The sequence below is a fragment of the Nocardia vaccinii NBRC 15922 genome, assembly GCF_001613305.1.
Classification (GTDB): Bacteria; Actinomycetota; Actinomycetes; order Mycobacteriales; family Mycobacteriaceae; genus Nocardia; species Nocardia vaccinii.
The window spans coordinates 40098-62018 of record NZ_BDCC01000007.1; the positions used below are offsets into that span (position 1 = coordinate 40098).

Sequence of the window (21921 nt, forward strand, 5' to 3'; positions counted from 1 at the left end):
GCAAAACTTGGGAGGAGGGGTGTTATGGCAGACAAGTCGGCGATCGAGTGGACCGAGGCGACATGGAACCCGGTGACGGGCTGCGATCGCGTTTCGGCTGGCTGCGATCACTGCTATGCAATGGTGCTAGCGAAGCGGCTCAAGGCAATGGGTGCCGAGAAGTACCAGTCCGATGGCGACCCACGCACGTCCGGGCCGGGATTCGGTGTGACTCTGCACCCCCAGGCGCTCGATATCCCACGGCGGTGGCGAGCGCCACGCGTGGTCTTCGTGAACTCGATGTCCGACCTGTTCCATGCCAAAGTGCCGGTCACTTACATCCGTGACGTGTTCGACGTCATGCGGGAGACGCCGCAGCACACCTACCAGGTCCTGACCAAGCGCGCGTTGCGTCTTCGTCGGCTCGCTGGGCAACTAGAGTGGCCTGCGAACATGTGGCTGGGTGTCTCGGTGGAGAACGCCGACCACCTCGACCGTGTCGACCATCTGCGGGAGGTGCCCGCGGCGGTGCGGTTCCTCTCGTGCGAGCCGCTACTCGGCCCGCTCGACGGTCTGCGGCTGGACGGTATTGGATGGGTTATCGCCGGAGGCGAGTCCGGGGTAGGGCATCGGCCGATGGATCCGGAATGGGTGCGCGATATCCGCGACGCCTGTGACACGGCTGACGTGCCGTTCTTCTTCAAACAGTGGGGAGGACGGACACCGAAGGCCCTGGGCCGCGAGTTGGACGGGCGGCTCTGGGACGAGATGCCCGTACTCACGGCTTGATGTTGCGATCCTCGAATATCGGTGACCGTGCACGGGCGGCCTGTGGTTTTTGCTGGCTGTGCGCGGTCCACCATTCTCTGCTGGAGGGCCACCAGTAGTCTTCGGGCTGCCACAGCACCCTGCCGGCGACATCGGGTTTGACGACCGGGGGAGCGAAGAGTGTCAGCATCCCGGTTTTCTCTTCCTGCTCGATCTTCGCCAGTTGCTTGGCTTCGGCCATCATTTGGGGTTCCCTCATGGCGGCCTTCGCGTACAGGCTTTTCATGATGTTGTCGCCGGCGTAGTGGTCGGTGGCGAAGACCATGTCGTAGATGGTGGTCCGGTTCCGCATCCGCATCGGGATACGTTGGGTGTATCGGTAGCTGAGGTGTTGGGCGAGCCGGAAGCGGATCAGATTGGTCATCTCGTCGCGATACTGGTCAGGAGTGATGATGTTGCGTTCACGTGCGGTCTGGATGTTCAGCCACTTGTCGGTGCCGTAGAAGCGAGTGACCTTCTCGCGGAACCGTTCACTGTTGGTGCCGCGCACCCCGCGGGCAATGAAGGTCGGTGAGACCAGCAGCCACAGTTCGGGTTTCGTTCGGGCGGTCGGTCCCTTGAACTGGGAGACCTTCACGATTGTCGACCACTCGATCTCAGCTGCCTGCTGGTCGATGAACACGAACATCGGAGCGCGGTTGAAAGGGCGTAGATACGCCAGGACGCTGTCGATCGTTCGGTTGCAGTCACCTGGGAAGCTGCGGAAATTCTTGTCTGGAAAGTCTTGTCGCAGAATCGCTTCCAACTGCTCGGCACGGTCCGGTAGCTCGCAAAAGACATGTCGGGTGAACCCGTTGTCGGCTGACAGAACGCGCCGCGGCGATCCGTCGATTCTCTCGCCGGTGTGCCGTGCGATGTTCTCGGGTTGCCCGGCCATGAGGTCCAGGTAGACCGTCTCTTTGGCTGACTTCGATGCGATGTTGAACGCGTTGACGTAGTCGCCGAGGATCAACAGCTTGTTGTTCGTCCAGTAGGACCATTGCCGCGCCATGCCGGCCTCCCCTGTCACCCCTGCGAGGCCGAGGTCGAGTCAAGGCCCAGCCCTTTCAGGGTAGGACTCGCCACGCGGCTTGCGTGCGCAGTTTGCACGAATTGCCGTGTTGCGCTGAATGATTCACAGCTGCTGTTCGAGACTTGTTCGAATCGCGAGAGTGTAGCCAGGGTTGGGAGATGCTGCCGTGACCTATTCGTCCCGAACGAAGATCGCGGGGTGTTTGCCCTGTTCGGGTGGATGTTGGCAGTGTTGGTGATGCGACTCGACCTGCAGTTTTCGGCGTTGGTTGAGTTGGCTGGTGCCGGGCGGGTTCGGTGATGCTGCGGACGAGTTGCGGACGGAGCATCATCGCAAGTCCCACACGTCAATCACCCATCGAACTCTATTGCTGCATACAGAGGAATCCTTTGGCTCCGATGGTCTTTGATTCTCCAGAAATAAGTTTGAAGGATTTAGTTCATACCATTGTGTCGGTGATCGTAGTTGCTTATCGCGGAAGCTTTGAAATCTGTCTTCTGGTCCGCTATCTCATTTCCAAGCAACCCCTAAATTAGCTAGCTGCCTGGCGATCCAGCACATGATCGTACGGAAAGCGGGAATCGGAACGGAGGTGGGCCTCGGGCTGGAGTGCGCACTCAGGGCCGACCGACTTCTTTGGCGACTGCACCACAATCCGTTGAGCGTCGAGTGCTCGAACATAGATTCATACACCCTTTGGCCCTATTCAGAAGAAGAGGTGGAGCGATAATAGGACGAGGAATCTGCATCGGAAGGTCGATCGGGAAAGGGGCGGGTCGTGGAGACGGTGGTTTTCCCGCTGGAGCAGGGTGGGCAGGTTCTGGTGCGGGCGGTAACCGACGATCGGTACGGCGGGGTTGTCACCCGTGGCGGAGGGGAACGTGCGGAACAGGCGGTGGCAACGGCGCAGCAGACGTTCGAGTCAGCGTTGGGGACGATCCGGGTGGTAGCGGAGGGGGTGTTGGGCCAGTTCGGCCTGGAACTGAACGCGAAAGCGGGAGCGATGGTGGCCTCGGCAGGTGCAAGTGCGCAGCTTCGCGTCGAGTTGTCCTGGCACCCCCGCTGATCAACAACCTGCCCGCCGAGTTGAGGCGAGTGATCGCGTCGCTGCGCGATCATCTTTTTCAGCGACGCGTAGAAGATCGCGAAATCCCAGACTGCTGGGACCGGACCTCAGTCCCCCTGGCAGTCCGCCCGGGTTTGCCCCGCCGACCAGAGGTATTCGAGGTGGCAGACGGTGGGTGAGAAGGCTGCTTGGTGGGGAAAAACCGGGACGAACAGAGGGACGAAAAGTGAGGTGACTAAACGGGGGAGTGACTGGACTGAGGGAATGACGAGACCGAGGAGGACCGGCACAATGTGAGACCGGCATCGGGTGGGTTGGGGCGGTGGGGCTCGATCGGCCGGCGTGCGAATAGATGAGAGGGTATCGGACGATCAACGGCGGCTCGAGAGGTTCAGGCGTGGTGCCGATCGACGTTGCTTGAATCGGATTTGTGTCCTCCCAGGTGAAAGAACTCGGCCAGAACCATGAGGCCACGATGCCGGCCGAAAAGCCGCGCCGCCACCTGTGGCAGCGGTGAGCCGGATTGAAGAGAGGCAACTCGGTGATGGTGCACGGCACCCTCTGCAGCAAGTCGACGGGATGGGTAGATGTGCCGTCCCGCGGTCAGACGTCGATGGGAATCCACTATCGATGTTCGATCACCGACACCGTGTTGTCATCGGAATTGATGACGTAGACGGTGTGGGTGCTCGGGTCCACCGCCACCCCTTTCGGGTACTTGCCGACCGGCACGGTGGCGGTGACGGTGCGCGTGGAGCCGTCGATCGCCGACACCGTGCCGTCTGGCTCGGCGTTGGCGACGTAGACGGTGTGGGTACTCGGGTCCACCGCCACCCCGACCGGGTACCCGCCGACCCGCACGGTGGCGGTGACGGTGCGCGTGGAGCCGTCGATCACCGACACCTTGTTGTCACCCTTAGTGGCGACGTAGACGGTGTGGGTACCCGGGTCCACCGCCACCCCCTCCGGGAGCTTGCCGACCGGCACGGTGGCGGTGACGGTGCGCGTGGAGCCGTCGATCACCGACACCGTGCCGTCTTGCTCGTTGGCGACGTAGACGGTGTGGGTACCCGGGTCCACCACCATCCAATCCATGTGCTTGCCGACCGGCACGGTGGCGGTGACGGTGCGCGTGGAGCCGTCGATCACCGACACCGTGTTGTCACTGTCACTGTTGACGTAGACGGTCCGGGTGCTCGGGTCCACCGCCACCCCAGTCGGGTACTTGCTGACCGGCACGGTGGCGGTGATGGTGCGCGTGGAGCCGTCGATCACCGACACCGTGCCGTCTTGCTCGTTGGTCACGTAGACGGTCTGCGCGCCCGGGTCCACCGCCACCCCCCGCGGGCTCCCGCCGACGGGCACGGTGGCGCTGACAGTGTATGGACCCGCCGTCAGCGCTGTAGGCGGACCCTGACTCGGGCCCTGTTCTCGAATGAGGAACACAGTCAGCACCACGACTCCTACCACCGCGAGTGTGCCGGCGCCCACCAGTATTGGTCTGAGTGGCAAACGCTTTCGGATTCGGCTCGCCGCGCGCTCGTGCTTTGCCTCATGAATCGCGCCGCGCTCTTTGCCGGGGTGAACGCCTGGTGCGGCTTCGGTTGTGGCGTCTTGCGGGACAGGTTCGCGTTCCGCGGTCTCGACCAGGTCGTGCTTTGCGCCCAGATCCCCCGGTCCGGCGGTTTTCTTCTGCCGCTCGTGTGCCGGCGGTGGCGATGTGGGCGTGGCGGCTTGGTTGTCGGCTGCTGGTTTCGTCGCCGCCAGCTTGTGTTGTGATGTCGTCCGCAGTGCCGCGACGTCGCGGTAGCCCGGATGGTCGCGCTCGATCGCCGCGAACAGCTCGGCGGCCTGCTGCCAGTGTTGTTGGTCGAGGTGGTTGAGCGCTTGCGCATACCGGTCAGCGAGCTCGGCCTCGGCGATCTTGGCGTGAGAGTCGGAGACGATCCCACCCGGGTCGGGATGGTCGGGGTCGAGGCGGGCCAGCTCCTCGGCGGCAGCCACCACGGCCTTCCATCGCCGCGCCTGGTGCAGGGCGGTCATCTCGTCCACCAGTGTCTTACGTCGCCGGGCGGTGCGCGCTTGCTCCAACCGTGCAGCGACATCCGAAGAGTCCGGATCGAGACGGGTCAGGTTCTCGAGCGCGGTCACCGCGGTGTCCCAGTCGGCGTCAGCCGTGGCGGCGTCGGCCTTGGCCAACCAGGTTTCGATGTCGCGGTGTCGGCGCGCTTCCGTTAGTCGTGTTTCGATTCGGACCTCATCCGGATAACCGGCTTGGAGGACCTCGAATCGTTGCACGGTTTCGGTCCAGCGTTGAGCGAAGAATGCGTTCAGCGCGTCGGCCCACCGTGGATCGGCCAGCAGGTCTGGGGGGCCTTCGGGCATGGGAGGCAGGAGCGGTGGGGGTTCGGGTGGGCGCCCGGTGAAATGGAACAACTGGGTGTTTTCGCCGCGCACATAAAGGACCGGGGTAACCCATTCCAGGGTTGCGCTACCCAATCCGAGAATTTCGATGCGCCCACTTCGAACCGCGTCGTCGACGCTGCGCCCGCGCGCCAAAGCCGTGTAGAAGCCGCGCGGAAAGGCCACCGCTGCGATATCACTGACATTGAACTGCATGGCAGCCACCGCGCTGATGCCCCGATGGACGAGCGTGGCCGCTGTGCCGGAGAACAAGTCGTGGCTGCCGCCCTGGCCGGAAGCGCACGAGTTCAGCACCACCAATCGAGGGGTCGGATCAGCCTCGCCGAGCAGGTCGGCCAGCGAGGTGGCATCGACCCAGTCCGCGCGCCGGTCCTCTCGAACCAGCGCGATCTGCCCCTCCCCCCGCTCGGGGTCATAGGCGCCGTGTCCGATGAAGTGCAGCACATGCCACTCGCCCTGCAATAGACGTTCGTGCACGCTCGACCACGAGGCGTCGGTCAGCCAATGCACCTGAACCTGCCCGGCAGCAGTCGGGCCCCTCAATGCCTGGTCCAGCCGCTGCTTCTCGGCATCGGCATTCAACTCCGGCAAGCCCCTCGGCGAGGCCACGATGCCCAGTATTCGCAATGGCGGGTGCACCGGCAGGGCCTCAGGGGTGTCAGGAGCATCGATGTGGCGAACCAGCGGTTCGGTGCGACAGATGTACGCCTGAAGGTCATCGTCATAGAGCGCCTCCCACGGCATCACCGCCAACTCCGGGGCGGTGATCCGCAGCACGACTCGAAGTTTCTTGCCACGCTCATGTGCCACCGCCAGGCTGGCGTGGTACGTGGCGCCTATCGGACCGCTGAACAGGGCTCGAAACAACTCCGACCCGATCTCGCGCAGCGGCTTCTCCAGTTCTGGAACCCCCGGGCCCCGCGCCCGCGCGGCAGAGGCCAACACCGTGGTCTCCAAGCTGTGGGACCGGTCCAGCAGCGCATCGATGTCCAATTCGAATGTCGAATTCGGCTCGCCCCCGCTGGCCGCACGCAGGACCTTCGCAGCATATTCCCCCTGACGAGATCCCGGGCGTAGCTCGAGTTCGATCTCCGCGTCGACCACCACGCCTCCTCACGCTCAGATCGGAACCGCCTCCACCGCTTCCCTCATCTGTCACGCATCGATTCGACGTTCGTACTTCCAGCCGGAACGGGCTTGCCCACGCCTTGTGCATCTTAAGCGGTTCGCGCTGATGCCGTACGAAATCCCACCGCGTCACTTTTCGGTATCCAAAGGCAGGGACAAGCGACGATCGGCCGCGGTTTTGCTTGGTCGCTAATCCGATCTACCGGAGACCTCGCCCATATGACAACGCGCCCAACATGTTCCACCGAAAGCGCAAGAGGGGCGGCCGTGGTGCCACCCCCGACCATCACTTCGATACGGGCCCCTGAGGCGATCGATTCTCGGGTCGGTGCGGGTGTCGTGGTCGCCGTGGCCGAGAAGTGCAGTATCTGCCACGTGTTGGGTGGTAGCAGTGTCTCGTGCACGCCCTCCCAGCCTCCCAGCTGGTCTGCGTCAACCATTCCAGCTCGAAGCCTAGAAAAATCCGTGCAGTATTTCCGGGTCGGCAGCATCGGAATACATTTCATTGAGAGGGCAATACCGATTCCTTCGACAACAGGGAGCGATGTGGTGGAGACAGTATCCTTTCCCACGGCTCGTGGAGGCGAGGTCTTGGTGCGGGTCGCCGCTGTCGAGCCGACCTACGGCGATGTCGTAACTCGGGGTGGGCGAGCCGAACAAACCGTCACCGAGGCCGGGCAGACCTTCGAATCGGCGCTGGGAACGATCCGCGACGTAGCCGAGGCCGTCCTTCACCAGCTGGCCAGGCTGGCTGTCCCACCCGAGGAGGTGCGAGTCGAATTCGGTTTGGAACTGAACGCCAAGGCTGCAGCCGTGGTGGCCTCGGCCTCAGCGACGGCACAGCTGCATGTCGCGCTGTCATGGAACCCGCCACGTCACCGAACCGACCAACCGCCTCAGTCAGAAACCACGTCTCGATCCATATAGTCGCGCGGGTTTCGGGGCGTGGGTGCGGCGAGTGCGGGTGGTGGCACAGGTAATCCCGCCTGCCTGTCGGGGGTAAGCGTAGGCATTCCGGGTGTAAAATTGTGCGCTCGATTAATTCTATCAAGGCGTGTTCGACTCACAGGCGCAGCCGAATTATTGGTACAAGCAGCATCGGTGCAGCCAAATTTATCTCAGCAGTCAATGGATCGCTGAGATTCGCTTCAAAGGGGGAGGCATGAATCGGACCGGCTTCTGCGTTGTTGGACTTGTGGGCGGGTCGACGGTGAGCCTGGTCGGACGGGAGACTGGACCGAGGACCGGCACGGGATAACCGGCACACGGTAAATTTGGGCGCGTGTCGAGTTCGCGATTCTGGGTTGTAGAGAGTGATTTGTCGAGTAGGCGACCGGCACCGGGGAAGGATTTCATGGAGGCGAGTTGGTGCGACCGGCCGGCTGTTATGGACGGCATCAGCGGGTCGGTCCGTTCAGCATTGATTCCGATCCGTCGGCGCGCTGAATTGAATACGCTGCGGCGGCAAGGGCATCGGCAATTGCTGTTTCGATTGTGGACCCGATATTTTCGAGGCTATGAGATGTGCGGCGGTGCCTCAGTTCGATTCGGTAACAACACGTCGACCCAGTCATAGAACAGGTGCGCACCGGCCACCGGTGGTGAGGGCTGCACAACTACGGTGGCCGAGGATGCTCGGAGCACAGACAAGGTGTGGCGAGCGGTTTCCAGCGGCAGTTCGTACGTCATCAAGACCGCGTCTGCCGAGACGAGTTCCTGTTGGGTGCGGTCGATATCTGTTGGTGTGATTGCTATTTCATCGGGGATGCGTCACAGGAATGTGGTTTCGCCCGAAGCGCCGACGAAGCAAAGGCACAGTGGGTATTCGCGGAAGGGCATCGTGGAGACCGACACGAAGAACCACACCACCCGCGAGGTGCCGGTCCCAGAATTCCTGGCGGCTGAACTGGCCTGGAAGGCCGACAATCTCGCACCGAGAGTGCTGGTTTTTCCCAACCGTGCCGGTGAATATCTGACCTCGAGCGAGTTTCGGTGGGCGTTCGATCAAGCAGTCAAGGCAACCGGGTGCATGGCGTGATTCCGCATGGATTGCGCCATACCGCGGCGTCGCTCGCGATCCGCGCCGGCAAAAGAAGGTCGTTCAGAAGATGCTCGGGCACAAGACGGCCACGCTGACGCTCGATCTGTATGGCCACCTGTATCCGGATGATCTCGGCCGGTATGCAGGCGGGTGCCGTGGCTGCTGCGGGCCAATTGCGGGCTGTACCCGAAGAACCCGACGCCGAAGACGATGAAAATAGCTCTCCACCTGCGGTGGGTGTGGGATTTGAACCCACGGTGGCGTGAACCACGACGGTTTTCAAGACCGTTCCCTTAGGCCGCTCGGGCAACCCACCTCGCCTCGCGTAGGAGCGAGGCTGTTTCAGAGTAGCGGCGGGAGGGGTGGGTTGCCGAATCGGCGGTTCGAGGTGGTTCGGGGTGTCGGTGTCGCCTCACAGGAACGATTCAGGGGACTCTGGCAGTATGTCGGCCATGAGGCGCCGTTGGACCCGGCGTCGGGTTGCCGGCGCTCTCGCGTGTGTCGCACTGGTGATCGGTGCGGCCACGGGGACAACGCCGACCGCACTCGCTGGTCCGCCAGTGAATACCGGGTCTTCGGACGGTCCCGAACCGCAGGCTCCGGTGGATGATCCGCGCCCGTTCGCGGCCTCGATCGACCACATTCAGAAGATCACCGATAACCGGTTGAAGGTGTTCGTGCGGTCGCCCGCGATGGGGCGAACCGTGCCGGTGGAGCTATTGCTGCCGAAGGGCCACAGCGGCCCGCGCCCGACGCTGTACATGCTCGACGGGCGCAGTGCGAGCAACGAAGTGAACAACTGGACCAAATACGGCGGTGCGGTGCAGTTCTTCGCCGACAAGAACGTCAACGTGGTGCTCACGCTCGGCGGCCCCGCCAGTTACTACACCGATTGGCAGCACTCGGACCCGGTGCTGGGCACCAATAAGTGGGAGACCTTCCTCACCCGCGAGCTACCTCCGCTGATCGACGCGAAGTTCGACGGCAACGGTCGCAAGGCCCTCGAAGGCGTGTCGATGGGCGCGGAGGCGGCGATGATGCTGGCGATGCGGCATCCGGGTGCGTATCGCGCGGTCGCGGCGCACAGCGGCTGCTACGCCATGGGTTCGGACGTCGGCCAGGCGCAGGCGCGCGCGATCGTCAGCACCTACAAGGGGAACCCGGACAACATGTTCGGTGAGCAGACCAACCCCGCCTGGCTCGCGCACGACGTGATGACGCACGCCGATCAGCTGCGCGGCACGGCCCTGTTCCTGTCCGCGGGTAACGGTATGCCCGGCACGTTCGACGGTCCGAGCAATCCCGATTCCCGCACCTCGGTCATCTTCGGCGGCCCGCTCGAGGCGGGCGCGTACGCCTGCACGATGGCGCTGGCCGACCGCCTCGACCGCATGCAGATCCCCGCGGAGGTCGATCTGCGCAACGTCGGCACACATTCCTGGCCGTACTGGGCCGCCGAGCTGCCGCGGGCATGGCCGACGCTGGCCGGTGCGTTAGGCATCCGCTGAGTCGGCCCTACCGCGTCACCCCAGGAAACGCCCGGAGATCTCCGGATCGGTCGCGAACGCGAGGAACTTGTCGTTCTCGTGCGGATCACCCGCGGTCACCCGCACACCGTCCACGCCGTAGGGCCGCACCAGCACCCCGGCCGCCGCGCTCGCCTCGCCGAATTCCGCACTGCGCGAACCCAATGCGAGCCAGACGAAGTTGGCCTCGCTCGGGACCACCGGATATCCGGCGGCCAGCAGCGCCGCGCGCATCCGATCACGTTCGGCGACAGTGTGTTCGGTGCGATCGAGCAGTTCGTCGCGGGCCTCGAGGGAGGCCATCGCCGCCGCCTGGGCGAGACGGTTCACGCTGAACGGGATGTGCACCTTGAGCAGTGCGGTGATCACCTCGGGATCGCCGACCGCGTAGCCGACGCGCAGTCCGGCCAGCCCGTAGGCTTTCGAAAAGGTCCGCAGCACAAGAACGTTCGGGCGGTCGCGGCCGATCTCGACACCGTTCGGATGATCGTCGGCGGGCAGCCGCAGATATTCGTGGTAGGCCTCGTCCAGGACCACCAGAATGCGCTCGGGCACCTTGTCGAGGAACCGGATCAGCTCGGCGCGGCCCACAGCCGTGCCCGTCGGATTGTTCGGATTGCAGACGAAGATCAGGCGCGTGCGCTCGGTGATCGCGGCGGCCATCGCGTCGAGGTCGTGTACCAGGCCATCGGTCAGCGGCACCTGCACGGACGTCGCGTTACCCACCTGCGTGACGATCGGATACGCCTCGAACGACCGCCACGCGAACAGCACCTCGTCGGTGGGCGAATCGCAGGTGATCTGGACCAGCTCCTGGCACAGCGCGACACTGCCGCACCCCACCGCGACCCGCTCGACCTCGATGCCGTGGAACGCCGCGATGGCTGCGCGAAGTTCGCCGGACTGGTTGTCCGGATACCGGTTGGCCTGTTCGGCGGCCTCGGCGATGGCCTTGGCGACGGTCGGCAACGGTCCGAGGGTGGTCTCGTTGCTGGCCAGTTTCACCGCGCCGGGGTGGCTGCGGCCGGGGGAGTAGGCCGGGATGGACTCGAGGTCCGGACGAATACGAGCGGTCACCCCTCCACATTAGACGTGCGGTACGGCAGCGATTACCCGGTGGATGCCACGGGAATTCCCCGCGCGAATATTCGATGTACGAGTTGTCCGGAATGTTACCCGGGCGAACTATTGTTGGCGTCATGCCGGGCAGCTATCACGACAACGCGCCCCTGCGCGCCGGCAACCCCGGCCAAGCGCAGGACGGACAGGCCACCACAATCGCGCGAGTACCCATTCGGGTGATCGAACCGGAGCGCCGTGCGCGCGGCGGAATCGTCCTGCTGCACGAGTCGCGAGAATTCGCCGAAACATTGCTGGAACTGATGACGGCGCTATCGGTCGAGGGGTGGATCGTTGTGGCGCCCAATCTGTTCCATCGCGAGGCCGACGGCGACCAGATTTTCGGCGAGGAGTTGTTCGCCGATTTCGACGCCTGTTTCGACTGGCTCCTCGAGCGCGGCGTCTTCCCGGATCTGACCGGGGTTCTCGGATTCGACAGCGCCGGAACCGCCGCGTTTCTCGTCGCCACGAATCGCCGGATCGGCGCGGCGGTCAGTGTCGCCGCGCCCGGTATCGACGAGCCGCTGACCGACCGCGCCGACGCGCTGGTTCGGGCCGCCGCCCAACTGCAGGCCCCGTGGCTGGGTCTGTACGGCGCGGACGATCCGGCCATTCCCGCCGAACAGGTCGAACGCCTTCGAGATGCCGCCGCATTCGCCGCGGTGGCGACCCTGGTCGTCAGCTATCCGGGCCTGGGGCACCGCCCCGATCGCCTCGCCTCCGACTCCTCCGACGCGGACGAACTGGTCTCCGCGCACACCAGAATCTTCGACTGGTTCGATTCTCACCTACGTTGACCAGCCGTTTTGCGTCCTGAGCTGTAGCTCTGTACTCTTTCGTCTCGGCGGTTCGAAAGGACCGGGCCCTCGAAGAGAAGGCTCCAGGAGGCGTGCCAGAGCGGCCGAATGGGACTCACTGCTAATGAGTTGTCCCTTCACGGGGACCGGAGGTTCAAATCCTCTCGCCTCCGCCACCGTCCGGTCCGCCGGGCACACAACTGGATAGACCTGCGCCCGTAGCTCAACGGATAGAGCATCTGACTACGGATCAGAAGGTTAGGGGTTCGAATCCCTTCGGGCGCGCTTTTTACCTGCGGAAACAGGTTTGTGGTCACTATGCCGAACGTGCCGTTTCCCGGCTTTTCCCCGTTATTCATGCTGCATCTCCGATGAACTTGTCGAGCGCGGGCGTGGAGTCCGGCGCCAGCTGCTTCTTCGCGATGTAGTACTCCTCGGTCACCTTCGAGCCGACCCGGTGCCCCAGCTGGAGTCCGGCCTGAGCCGCGTCGTACTCCTCTGCGATAAGGGTTGCTACCGTGGCGCGGAATGTCTTGGGAACCACGTGGGCGAACGTGTCACCGCGGGCGCTGCGAAAGGACCGGCGGAAGTTGCTCGGGTCCCGCCAGTTCCCGTTGCGGTCCGGGAAGATCGGTGACTCGTCGTCATCGGCCCAATCCTCGGCACCGAGCGAGATCAGTAGCGCTACCGCGAAACTGGGTAGATAGACGGTCCGCTTACCATCTTCTCCGGTCTTGGTGTACTCCTGCCGGTAGGTCTTGCGCCCCTTCGTCTTGGCGGGCTTGACGGTGCCGAGGATGTCGATCATCCAGCGCTCGCCCGTTTTCTTCGGACGGTGCACATCACACCGCCGGAAACCGAGTGCTTCGCCTGGTCTGGCTCCGGTGGCCAGCAGCATGTCACCGACCAACACGACGTGGGGGTCGCGATGTGGACCGGTCGTGTAGGCAGGTGTACCCGGGATCTCCTCTCCGCGTTGCCAGGCCCGCAACTGCGCACGCAGGGCCGTCAACTGCTCCTGCAGCAGAACGACCGGATTGCCGCGCTCGGACCGGATCGGTTTGAGGCATGCGATCGGATGCTGACCAGGCAGGATCGCGCCGTGGCGTACCGCCAGATCCATCATCCCGGACATCACGATCCGGTGGAACTTCGCCTTCTGGCGATGTCCCTGAGCGAGGATCGCCTGTTCGTGCAAGACGTACCGAGGTGTGCTGACCTCCGAGATCGATACGTTCTCGAACTGCTTCTTGATTGTCAGCATGTCCGGCTTGTATCGCTGGTCGGGCGTGCCGTCCTTCTTGAGCCGAGGCTTGCTGGGGTTGATCTCGGCACGGTATCGCTCGACCGTCTCCGTGCTGATTCCCTCATCTTGTTCACACTCGGCGATCCAGAGGTCTGCGAGCACGGGGATCTTGGTATGAGGCGAGATCTGGTCACTGCCGAGGAGTTCGGTATTCAACGCCTCGATGTACTTCTTCAGGGCCGCCTTCGCGGCCTCTTTGCTACGCCCTGTCTTGCCTCTCTCCAGAATCTTGCCGTCGGTCGGCCGTCGCCAGTTTCCCGCGGCGTACCAACCCGTTGCCTGGCCGGCGGTGTTCGTCACGCGCCGATAGAAGATGTCCCCCAACTGTCCTGGCTGGAGTATCGCCTTCCCCATATCACCTTCCTTGATTCGATTGGCACCGTTGCTCCCACGCGAGGACTTCCTCGCTGAGGTAGCGAACGTGCCCACCGCCGAGCCGAATGCATCGTGGCCCTTTCCCCGCGCTCGCCCAGTTGGCCAGCGTCTTGGTTGTGAGCCTTAGACGTTCGGCGACTTCCGCTCGGGTCAGGTACGTCGTATTCGTGGTGGGCATCTGGACTCTCCAGGGGGATGCAAGGCTGTGACAAGGGGGTGGCTGTTCGCCCGTCAGTTGCCCAAGAAGGAAGGCTCGCAGTCGCGCAAGCGAGCTTCGATATCGGCAAAGGCAATGGTGATCTTGTGTCGTCGCCGGAAATTCCGGTCGGCCATGACGATGCCTACATTCCCGTCGCATGTGATCCGCGGCTTTCCGGTCCACCTCTGACTGATGGTGCCGCAGCGCTTCTCGACGTCTGTGCGGATAAGTAGTGCTGCGGTGGCGAAGACCATGAGGCGATGGCTGTCGGCGGCAGGCACGCTGACACGGGTTATGGACGGAGTGAGCGTGAGCCTGGGGTAGCCACACACCAATTCGAGCGGCGGACCGACATCGGTGGACATGGTTCCCCTTCCCTTGCACGACCACGTGCTCAGGCGCGCTCACATACCCGCGGGTTCCGTAGAGATCGTCCGTCCCCTGCTAGAAGGTCGAGAGTGCGCCAGAAGCTCGACGTCTGGATACTAACTGGAAAGTTCTGGTGCGTCTACATCAATAACTATCCAATACGGATAGTTCGCACTGTCTCGTCTGCCGCTGATGACGTGTCTGCGGAGTGTCAGCGGCCAGTGGCAACCTGGTAGCTGAGACATCAGTGAGGGGCTGCAGATGCTCCTAATATGTTCTGGCGTAACGCCTTTGGTCACGATCGCCCAGGGTGCGTCGTGGCAGCGGGGACCTGTTCCGCGCGGCGTGCCGACGGTAGAAGTTCGGTATCATCCTTGCGATGAAGGGGTTGGGATCGGGTTCGTGCACACGCCGTCTCCTGGTGGAGATGAGCGCGGTCCGCTCCGGGTTCGCAGACAAGAAGGCGCTGCAGTCGACGTTCGCTGATGCGCTGTTGGTGCTTCCGGTCGCTGGCGAGCAGCACGACCTTCTGACCGCCGACCACTCGGGAGTCTCGTGGGTTCTCGCGTTCACCTCGGTGCGTGAGTTCGCGTTGTACGGCCGAGCACAGGGCGCCGACGATCGACAGTGGGATTACCTGACCTGCCGCGGGAGCCGCCTACGCGACATCGTGTCCGGCGCGTCGCGGGGGATAGCCCTCGATGTGGCTGGGCAGGCTCCGCTGCTGCTTCCTCCGGGTTGGGATCGAGATGGTGAGGACGTCCGTGGCTGACAAACTTCAGGTCGACCCGAAGGTCTTGCAGCAGGCCGCAGACGGAATCAACGGCGTCATCAAAGAACTTCAGACGATCGGCATGTCCGAAGAAGCAATGGCCGGACGTGGCTTCGACTCGTTGAAACTGTCGGGCCTGACAATCGGAACGGACGGGCTCAAAACCGCCTTCGACAGCTTCTGCGACAAGTGGGAGTGGGGTGTGCGGGCGTTGATGCAGGACGCCAACGTGATAGCGCAGAGTCTGGGGCTCGCGGCCGGCTCCTATCACATGGAAGACGAATACTTCTCCGGCGTACTGAAAATCGCGGCGGTCGACCTGGCAGGAGACCCGAATATCAGCGACGACAAGGCACGCAACATGAGCTGGTCGCAGATCGGCAACCAGGAGCTATCGGACTACACGACGTCGGGATACAACCTGCAATCGTTCGAAACCGCAGGCCACAACGCGATGACCAACTGGGGCCAAGCATTTCAGCAGATGGGCCCGTCCGGAACCATCAACAGCGCGGAACATGATCTGACCGGTAAATAGGGGGCGGCAATGGGTCTCATGGACGATCTCGGCATCGGTGGCGTCGTCCACGGTATCGAGCATGCCGCCGGCGAAGCCGTAGAAGCCGTCGGTGACACCGTCGCCACTGGGCTGGACGACATCGGACTGCAAAGCGCGGGCAATGCGGTACGCCATTTCGCGGACGCCGTCGGTGACCGGTTGGGTGCGACGCCGAGCGAGTTGAACCTCGGCCAGACTCAGGACCCCAAAGAACTCGTTCACGGGGACCCGGACTCGCTGGCTGATGTGGTCGGCAAACTGCAGACGTTCGCGAAGGCGTTCGAGGAGACCGCGCAGGCGCTCAAACAGATCGACTCGGGCAACTGGACCGGCCAGGCCGCCGAGGCGTTTCACACTGTCTACCAAAACCATCCACGGGAATGGGAGAACGCCGCGGATGCTTGCACCAACGCCGCCAACGCATTGAACTCGTTCGTCTCGGTGTTGCGGTGGGCGCAGGGGCAGGCAGCCGGCGCAATTGCCGAGTACAACGAAGCGCTCACCGCCCACACCAATGCCGTCAACGTCTACAACCAGCAGGTCGCCGCCTATAACTCGAGTGGTGGCAAGACCGCGAAGCCCGGGCCGTTCGTCGACCCCGGCAAGAGCAAGGCCCAACAGGCCCAAGCCATGCTCAATGCCGCACGGGAGCAGCGCAATTCGGCCTCCCAGGAAGCCGTCAGCGCGCTCAATACCGCCGCGGCGCTCGCCCCACCGGAGCCGTCCATGGCCGATCGGCTGCGCATGGATGCAAGCGATGCGCTGACCGAACTGAACACCAGTTTCGATCATCTCGGCGGTGGCATCATCGAAGGCGTCACCGGCATCGTCCGCATGGCCAATACGCTGAATCCGTTCACCGCGTACAACATGACCCACCCTGCGACGTATCTGCAGAACGTGTCTGCCACCGCCGCGGGACTCGGTGTCATGGCCACCAACCCGGTCGCGGCATTCCATGACCTCGTCGGAGCCGGTTGGAGCAGCGACCCCGCCGAAGCCCTGGGTCGTCTTGTTCCCAACGTCGCCCTCGCTGTCGCGACAGGCGGCGGAGGCGAAGCCGCCGACGCCGCTGCCGATGCGGCTTCCGCTGCCACTCGCGCGGCGGATGTCGGGGCGGATGCCGGACTCGCCCAAGACCTTCCAAAAGAAGTCCCCGAGATCTCCGACGCGCGCCCGACTGAACCGGCGCAGACCGATCAACCCGCGTGCAATGGTGTCGGCGAACCGGTCGATGCGGCCACAGGTGCGATGTACTTGCCGGAGACCGATCTGGTGTTGCCGGGTGTGCTGCCGCTGGTTCTGACTCGCCGCTATCACAGTCGCTACGACGCGGGCCGGTGCTTCGGCCGGCGCTGGGCCTCGAGCCTCGACGAACGCATCGAAATCGACCGCGACGGCGTGGTATTGGTCGGTGCGGACGGTGAGCTCGTCACCTACCCGCACGGCCCGGTCGGTTCGCCTGCCGACCCGTCCCACCACGCCGTGAAAAAGCCGCTGACCCGTATGGAGCACGGCGGTTACCGTCTCGACGAACCTGTGCAAGGTCTGACTCGCCACTATGGCCGGTTGCCCGATGCGGCATTGCCGGGCGGGATCTACCCACTGGTCGCGATTACCGACCGCCACGGCAACCGGATCATCATCCGCCGTGACGACACCGCCCGTGTCGTCGAACTCGAGCACTCTGGCGGCTACCGGGTCCTGGCGTCGCTCGATGAGGCCGGCCATGTCACCGCTGTGGACGTGGTAGAGGCCGACGGCAGCCGAGTTCGTGTGCGCGCGTTCGGTTACGACGAGTTCGGTCATCTGACTCAGATCATCAACGGCTCAGGGCAGGCCACTCAGTACGCCTACGAAGCGCACGAACTGATGACGTCCTGGACGGACCGCAACGGCTACACCTACCGCTACGAGTACGACAGCGAGGGCCGGGTCGTCGCCCAGGACGGCGACGACGGTGTGTTCGCAGGGACTTTCGACTACCTCGATTTGCCCGATGGCCGGCATCTGACGCGTCACACCGACTCCACCGGCGCCGTCAACACCTATCTGATCGATGAGAACTACGACGTCGCCGCCGTCACCGACCCGTTGGGCAACACCACCGCGATCGGCCACGATTCGCAACACCGCCCGGACGTCCGGATCGATGCGCTGGGTCGTGCCACCCGATATCGCCACGACGAGTCGGGACAGCTTGCCGCACAGCGTCGTCCGGATGGCCGTGAAATGCACATCCAGTACCACGCGCCCGGAAAACCTTCTCGCGTCAAGCAATTCGACGATACCGTCTGGACCTACCAGTACGACGAACACGCCAACCTCACCGCGATCATCGACCCCGTTGGCGGCACAACACAATACGAGCATCACCCCCGCGGCGGCACGTCCATCGTCACCACGCCTGCCGGCGGGCACACCCTCATCGACCGCAATCCCGCCGGCCTTCCGATCGCCGTCACCGATCCCAACGGCAGCGTCACACGTTACGTCCACGATTCCCTCGGTCGCGTCGTCGCCGTCCATCGCCCCGACGGCACAGTCGTCACCGTCGAGCGGTCGATCGACGGAAAACCGCTGCGCCGCAAACATTCCGACGGTACAACCGAAACCTGGACCTGGGACGGGGAAGGAAACCTGCTCTCACACACCGACGCGAGCGGCAATACGACCAGCTACACCTACGGTCCTTTCGACAAGCCGACCGCTCATATCGCACCGGACGGCGCGGTTACCCGCTACCGGTGGGACACCGAGACCCGGCTCACCGCGGTCACCAATCCGCAGGGATTGACCTGGACCTACAGTTACGATCCGTGTGGTCGCTTGGCGTCCGAGACCGACTTCGATGGCCTGACAACCGAATACCGTTACGACCCGGCTGGGCAGTTGGTAGCTCGCGTCCGGGATGGCGTCGAGATCGGCTACAGGCACGACGAACTCGGCGACGTGATCGCCGAGCACGCTGCCGACGGTGAGGTCATCTACACCCGCGACCCGATGGGACGCATCCTCACCGCCACCGGCGACGTCGAGGTGGTCTTCAAACGCGATGCCTTGGGGCGCGTTACGTGCGAAACCGTCGACGGAAACGGCGTGGACTCCGTCTACGACGGCGGTCGCCGCATCCGCCGCACCACCCCGACCGGCAGCATCGACTACCACCACGACCCTGCCGGGCGTCTCGTCGATATCCAGACCGCGGGCCGACACATCCGATTCGAATACGACCCCGTTGGCCGCGAGACTCGCCGGACCCTCGGGCGAGGCCTGGTATTCGAAACCTCGTGGACCTCACGTGGTCTGCCCGCCGAACAGACTCTCATCGCAGGTTCCGGCAGCGGCAACGTCTCTTCCCTGGATCTTCCTGGATTGCCGCCGCCCGTCCCTACTGAAGCTGAACGTCTACTTCTCGAGCGGACATACACCTACCGGCCCGACACAGCCCTGGCGGCAGTCCACGACACCCTGGTCGGTGCCCGCACCTACGCCCTCGACGCTGCCGGCCGCGTCACAGCCGTGACTGGCAGCCAGACCGAGGATTACGGCTACGACGTCGCTGGGAACCTCACGACAAGCCGCGTGGCAGCTGAGGGTATTCCTGACAGCGAAGGCGCCCGCAACGAGTACCACGGCACCCGTCTGGTTCGAGGAGGCCGATCCACCTGGCATCACGACCATCTCGGTCGGCCCGTCCGCCAAACGGTCGCTCGTCTTTCCCGCAAACCCGAAACTTGGCACTACGAATGGGACTCACGCGACCGGCTCCGCGCCGTCACCACGCCCGACGGCAACCGTTGGACCTACACGTACGACCCCTTCGGTAGGCGCGTGCGTAAGACCGGCGTGACAACCGCCGGCACCGTCCTCGCCGACGTCCACTTCACTTGGGATGGCGATCATCTCGCCGCCGAAACCGACAGTGCGGGCAAGACCACAGCGTGGACTTATCGGCCGGGCGGTGTCACACCAATTGCGCAGCACGAGACCGAGACTTTCGATCAATCCGCTGTCGACCGACGGTTCTACGCCATTGTTACCGACCTGGTCGGTAGCGTGACCAGCCTCGTCGATCCCGATTCCGAAACCATTGCGGGTTGCGCCAATACCACGCTCTGGGGTCAGACCACGTGGACCGGCACAGCCACCACCCCTCTCCGCTTCCCTGGCCAATACTTCGATCCTGAAACGGGCCTCCACTACAACCGCCACCGCTACTATCACCCCGACACCGCCCGATACCTCACCACTGACCCCCTCGGCCTCACCCCAGCACCCAATCCCGCCACGTACGTCGACAACCCGACAGGGTGGATAGATCCACTGGGCCTTGCCCCAATCAGCGATTGCGGTGCACAGGATGACGTGCCCAGTCGTAACGAAGCATTCCGGAACGCCAAACGCGATCTCGATATCCCCATGAATCAGCAGCCCGACGCGGTCACCCACGAACCGTTCACAGACAAATGGGGCAAGCGGATTCTCGACGACAACGGGATGCCGATCGACGTACGGGAATACACCTTTACCCGTCCGGACGGCAGCAGGGTTGTCATCCAAGACCACGGTGCCGGGCATTACTATGGACCGAGCGCAGCAGGAAACCAAGGTCCGCATTTCAACGTCCGACCCGACTGGGATACTAGGCACGGGAATGTCCCAGGTACACAAGACCATTACCCTTTCGGAAAGTGAACAAGATGAGTTGGATCGAGCTCCTGACCGATGCACGCGCGATACGAGCTATCTACAGGGATAACCCGCCATCGCTGGACAACTTGACGATGCATGAACTATGCCTGCACCGCGACGGGCCGCGTGCTGTCATCAACGCAGTCCTCGCCGAGTTCCCCTCTGACCCGCCCAAAAAATGGCGCGATCAAGGCTTCAATACTGTCTACATCAAGCTATACCTCGAAGGCGTTACCAAGGCCGATATCTCTGGTATAGATACCGACTCGCGGATCAACCTCCAACTGAACCGCGAAGACGGACAGATCCACGCCACCACCGGCCCCGGCTCGACAACCACATTCGACATATGGTCAGATTTCCTCATCTTGAATTCAATTTCTGCATATCACACGTCACCGGTGGCGGACCAACGTGTCGTCGTCGTCGAAGCGCCTGCTGAGGCGGCTGAGGCTCCTTGGGCCTTCATCGTGCGATGCGAAAGCGGGATCGTCGAGCCGGGCAACGAATTCCACTACGTCCAAGACCCGGCCGGCACCAGGACGCCTTCAAGGCTCCGCGTTACACGGATCCTCAGCTCGGGGAGCGAGACCGACACACTGGACCCGCCTAATTCGGGCTTGCTGGTCCTGACAGGCAAGACCAACAGGCCACCTGCGGTCGGCGACAGACTGGTCGGATAGTCCAACTAGTCTGATTCGAGTACCGGATGGGATTGCCCTATGGCGATGACAGAGATCGAGCACCCCATGGCGACGGCGCGCGTTCGATGGCTGCGTCCTGAAGAAGGCGGCCGGAAATCAGGGCCGCCCACGGCTAGTGTGTACTCGGCAACGATGGCGTTCAAACTCGACCCCGATGCTGCACCGGGATGGGAGCTGGCTGCGGATCCGTTCCTGAGCATTTTGGTGAAACGGCCTGATACTCGTGGGAACGTTGAAGAAGAACTGGCGACGATCGGTTTTCTTGCACCTGATTCGGCGCGCCCCTATCTTCATCCCGCAGCGGAGTTCGTCATAATGGAAGGACCGTCGGTCGTTGCCGAGGCGGCGGTGCAGGATGTCATCGAGCAGGCCGACACTCAGGGGAAATGAGTTTGGAGACCACGACGCTTTGGCGTCCCACCGGCCCAATCGAACTCGATCTTGTACGCGAGTCGGGCTGGCGGGCTTGGCCACCTCGACTTCCTGGCCAGCCGATCTTCTATCCGGTGTTGAACGAGGATTACGCGATCAAGATCGCGCGTGACTGGAATGTCCAATTCGACGGCGCGGGATACGTCACTCGGTTCCAGGTAGACACCGGATTTCTGACTCGATATCCCGTCCGGCAGGTAGGTGGCGAAACCATTCTCGAATTATGGGTTCCAGCCGACGAACTGAGTGAGTTCAACAAGCATATTGTCGGCCTCATAGAAGTCGTGCATGAATTCAACTGACGGACATCTCTTCGATACGATGCATACGCGAGTATGCTCCCGCGTAATTCAGTGAGACCGACTTCGTAACCAAGGTAAAGGGGTTGACTGCAGTATGGCGACACAAAAACCGCCGGTTACTCGTGCTCGCCGCGCGTGTCTGTCAGCCATCTTGCTGGTCGCATACACTTCCGTGGTGCGTAGCAGGTGTTGACCACAGTAGGCTGAGGGTATGCATCGCCGTTGGATCGCTTCGGCCAGAACGCTTTTCGAGCCGAAAGATAACACTAGGACTCGCTTCTACCAGGA

The 21921-nt window shown here is 63.2% G+C and carries 18 protein-coding genes and 3 tRNA genes; 14 read left to right on the top strand and 7 right to left on the bottom strand.

The genetic code is table 11. The annotated features are described in order from the left end of the window. The first annotated feature begins 24 nt into the window (after positions 1–24). Complete coding sequence (locus NV1_RS02980) at positions 25–768, top strand: DUF5131 family protein (RefSeq protein WP_067885234.1); 744 nt, start codon at positions 25–27, stop codon at positions 766–768. Here NV1_RS02980 and tcmP read toward each other — a convergent pair. Next, complete coding sequence (gene tcmP, locus NV1_RS02985) at positions 758–1798, bottom strand: three-Cys-motif partner protein TcmP (RefSeq protein ID WP_067885236.1); 1041 nt, start codon at positions 1796–1798, stop codon at positions 758–760. The two genes, NV1_RS02980 and tcmP, sit on opposite strands and share 11 nt — an antisense overlap. A gap of 799 nt (positions 1799–2597) precedes the next feature. Between tcmP and NV1_RS43170 the strand changes: the two genes are divergently transcribed. Continuing rightward, a complete protein-coding gene (locus NV1_RS43170) occupies positions 2598–2885 on the top strand; it encodes a CU044_2847 family protein (RefSeq protein WP_067885238.1) in 288 nt (95 codons plus the stop codon). 624 nt (positions 2886–3509) lie between these two features. On the opposite strand, the gene NV1_RS02995 is transcribed toward NV1_RS43170, so the two are convergent. Next, entirely contained in the window at positions 3510–6413 is a 2904-nt protein-coding gene (locus tag NV1_RS02995) for a CHAT domain-containing protein (protein ID WP_169813278.1), read from the bottom strand. Positions 6414–6986: 573 nt separating this feature from the next. Between NV1_RS02995 and NV1_RS03000 the strand changes: the two genes are divergently transcribed. Both NV1_RS03000 and NV1_RS45030 read left to right on the top strand, forming a co-directional pair. Next, positions 6987–7364: a CU044_2847 family protein gene (locus NV1_RS03000; protein WP_157116462.1), complete on the top strand. Its 378-nt coding sequence runs from the start codon at positions 6987–6989 to the stop codon at positions 7362–7364. A 694-nt stretch (positions 7365–8058) separates the two neighbouring features. Then, positions 8059–8475, top strand: a complete 417-nt coding sequence (locus tag NV1_RS45030) for a site-specific integrase (protein WP_157116464.1) — start codon at positions 8059–8061, stop codon at positions 8473–8475. A 234-nt stretch (positions 8476–8709) separates the two neighbouring features. On the opposite strand, the gene NV1_RS03010 is transcribed toward NV1_RS45030, so the two are convergent. After that, positions 8710–8794, bottom strand: a tRNA-Ser gene (locus tag NV1_RS03010). Between the two features lie 136 nt (positions 8795–8930). On the opposite strand from NV1_RS03010, the gene NV1_RS03015 reads away from it, so the two are divergent. Beyond that, positions 8931–9986, top strand: a complete 1056-nt coding sequence (locus NV1_RS03015; RefSeq protein WP_067885759.1) for an alpha/beta hydrolase — start codon at positions 8931–8933, stop codon at positions 9984–9986. 15 nt (positions 9987–10001) lie between these two features. Here the strand turns inward: NV1_RS03015 and hisC are convergent, their stop codons facing one another. Continuing rightward, positions 10002–11081 carry a histidinol-phosphate transaminase gene (gene hisC / locus NV1_RS03020; protein WP_067885244.1) on the bottom strand — a complete coding sequence of 360 codons (1080 nt, stop codon included), beginning with the start codon at positions 11079–11081 and terminating at the stop codon, positions 10002–10004. Positions 11082–11203: 122 nt separating this feature from the next. Between hisC and NV1_RS03025 the strand changes: the two genes are divergently transcribed. The 3 genes from NV1_RS03025 to NV1_RS03035 all read left to right on the top strand — a co-directional run bounded on the left by NV1_RS03025 (position 11204) and on the right by NV1_RS03035 (position 12205). Continuing rightward, positions 11204–11920 (top strand): dienelactone hydrolase family protein, encoded by a 717-nt coding sequence (locus NV1_RS03025; protein WP_067885246.1) that lies wholly within the window; start codon positions 11204–11206, stop codon positions 11918–11920. 86 nt (positions 11921–12006) lie between these two features. Further along, positions 12007–12096, top strand: a tRNA-Ser gene (locus NV1_RS03030). A gap of 36 nt (positions 12097–12132) precedes the next feature. After that, positions 12133–12205, top strand: a tRNA-Arg gene (locus NV1_RS03035). Positions 12206–12275: 70 nt separating this feature from the next. Here NV1_RS03035 and NV1_RS03040 read toward each other — a convergent pair. The 3 genes from NV1_RS03040 to NV1_RS03045 are packed head-to-tail and all read right to left on the bottom strand — an operon-like array spanning position 12276 to position 14165. Then, positions 12276–13580: a tyrosine-type recombinase/integrase gene (locus tag NV1_RS03040; RefSeq protein WP_067885248.1), complete on the bottom strand. Its 1305-nt coding sequence runs from the start codon at positions 13578–13580 to the stop codon at positions 12276–12278. Between the two features lies 1 nt (position 13581). After that, on the bottom strand, positions 13582–13779 hold the full coding sequence (locus tag NV1_RS41775; RefSeq protein ID WP_084525020.1) for a helix-turn-helix transcriptional regulator: 198 nt from the start codon (positions 13777–13779) through the stop codon (positions 13582–13584). Between the two features lie 53 nt (positions 13780–13832). After that, positions 13833–14165, bottom strand: coding sequence for a hypothetical protein (locus NV1_RS03045; RefSeq protein ID WP_157116465.1), 333 nt, complete (start codon positions 14163–14165; stop codon positions 13833–13835). A gap of 383 nt (positions 14166–14548) precedes the next feature. Here NV1_RS03045 and NV1_RS03050 point away from each other — a divergent pair, with 383 nt between their 5' ends. Genes NV1_RS03050 through NV1_RS03075 form a run of 6 tightly spaced genes read left to right on the top strand, consistent with a single transcriptional unit; the run spans position 14549 to position 21633 of the window. Continuing rightward, a complete protein-coding gene (locus tag NV1_RS03050; protein ID WP_067885251.1) occupies positions 14549–14941 on the top strand; it encodes an SseB family protein in 393 nt (130 codons plus the stop codon). Beyond that, positions 14934–15479: a type VII secretion target gene (locus tag NV1_RS03055; RefSeq protein WP_067885253.1), complete on the top strand. Its 546-nt coding sequence runs from the start codon at positions 14934–14936 to the stop codon at positions 15477–15479. The genes NV1_RS03050 and NV1_RS03055 overlap by 8 nt, the downstream gene beginning before the upstream one ends. A 9-nt stretch (positions 15480–15488) precedes the next feature. Then, positions 15489–20198, top strand: coding sequence for a putative T7SS-secreted protein (locus tag NV1_RS03060; RefSeq protein ID WP_157116467.1), 4710 nt, complete (start codon positions 15489–15491; stop codon positions 20196–20198). A gap of 5 nt (positions 20199–20203) precedes the next feature. Continuing rightward, entirely contained in the window at positions 20204–20878 is a 675-nt protein-coding gene (locus NV1_RS03065) for an Imm50 family immunity protein (RefSeq protein ID WP_245713547.1), read from the top strand. 45 nt (positions 20879–20923) lie between these two features. Beyond that, a complete protein-coding gene (locus NV1_RS03070; protein ID WP_067885761.1) occupies positions 20924–21289 on the top strand; it encodes a hypothetical protein in 366 nt (121 codons plus the stop codon). After that, positions 21286–21633, top strand: a complete 348-nt coding sequence (locus NV1_RS03075; protein WP_067885259.1) for a hypothetical protein — start codon at positions 21286–21288, stop codon at positions 21631–21633. The genes NV1_RS03070 and NV1_RS03075 overlap by 4 nt, the downstream gene beginning before the upstream one ends. Positions 21634–21921 lie beyond the last annotated feature (288 nt).

Bases quoted from the DNA above. Each gene is read 5' to 3' on its own strand.
- tcmP (WP_067885236.1), bottom strand. From the start codon at position 1,798: ATGGCGCGGCAATGGTCCTACTGGACGAACAACAAGCTGTTGATCCTC.
- NV1_RS03050 (WP_067885251.1), top strand. From the start codon at position 14,549: ATGAAGGGGTTGGGATCGGGTTCGTGCACACGCCGTCTCCTGGTGGAG.
- NV1_RS03070 (WP_067885761.1), top strand. From the start codon at position 20,924: ATGACAGAGATCGAGCACCCCATGGCGACGGCGCGCGTTCGATGGCTG.
- NV1_RS41775 (WP_084525020.1), bottom strand. From the start codon at position 13,779: ATGCCCACCACGAATACGACGTACCTGACCCGAGCGGAAGTCGCCGAA.
- NV1_RS03025 (WP_067885246.1), top strand. From the start codon at position 11,204: ATGCCGGGCAGCTATCACGACAACGCGCCCCTGCGCGCCGGCAACCCC.
- NV1_RS03015 (WP_067885759.1), top strand. From the start codon at position 8,931: ATGAGGCGCCGTTGGACCCGGCGTCGGGTTGCCGGCGCTCTCGCGTGT.
- NV1_RS03060 (WP_157116467.1), top strand. From the start codon at position 15,489: ATGGGTCTCATGGACGATCTCGGCATCGGTGGCGTCGTCCACGGTATC.
- NV1_RS03075 (WP_067885259.1), top strand. From the start codon at position 21,286: ATGAGTTTGGAGACCACGACGCTTTGGCGTCCCACCGGCCCAATCGAA.
- NV1_RS02980 (WP_067885234.1), top strand. From the start codon at position 25: ATGGCAGACAAGTCGGCGATCGAGTGGACCGAGGCGACATGGAACCCG.
- NV1_RS03040 (WP_067885248.1), bottom strand. From the start codon at position 13,580: ATGGGGAAGGCGATACTCCAGCCAGGACAGTTGGGGGACATCTTCTAT.
- NV1_RS03045 (WP_157116465.1), bottom strand. From the start codon at position 14,165: ATGTCCACCGATGTCGGTCCGCCGCTCGAATTGGTGTGTGGCTACCCC.
- NV1_RS03065 (WP_245713547.1), top strand. From the start codon at position 20,204: ATGAGTTGGATCGAGCTCCTGACCGATGCACGCGCGATACGAGCTATC.